At 72.1% G+C, this 401-nt stretch carries 1 protein-coding gene; it reads right to left on the reverse strand.

Features of this window, described 5'->3' with window-relative positions; genetic code table 11:
• Positions 1-341, reverse strand: a 341-nt coding sequence (locus I6F37_RS43075; RefSeq protein ID WP_225154841.1) for a hypothetical protein, incomplete at its 3' end; no start/stop codon positions are given.
• Between the last annotated feature and the right edge of the window lie 60 nt (positions 342-401).

The following is a 401-nucleotide window of genomic DNA, read 5'->3' on the forward strand; positions in this document are numbered from 1 at the left end:
GCATCGAGCTGGTCCCCGTCGGCGTCGAGCGAACGCGATGCCGCCGAGCCGATCCACACCAGGCGTCCCCAGCCGCGTGCCTGCATCGCGCCGAGCGCCTCGCGGTACAACCCGAGCGTCGTCTCGACCGGGTTCCACATCGCCTCGAACGCGTCCGCGCTGTCGCAGTCGACGATGGAACGCGAGCCGCGCTCGCCGTGGGCGATGACGATGTCCGGCCCGTCGCCCACGCCCTCCACCAGTGCGCATCCCTCGGCGGCGAGCGTGGCGGCGCAGGCCGCGCGCAGTTCGTCATCGGGACCGACGAGCAACGCCCGCCGCTCTCCAAGAGCCAGATCCATCAGCCACCTCCGGTGGGGAACAGGGCGGTGAGGAACTCGTCGAGCCGCTCGGCCGACAGG

Origin of the sequence: Bradyrhizobium sp. NBAIM08, assembly GCF_020193935.1 — a bacterium.
GTDB lineage: Bacteria > Pseudomonadota > Alphaproteobacteria > Rhizobiales > Xanthobacteraceae > Bradyrhizobium > Bradyrhizobium yuanmingense.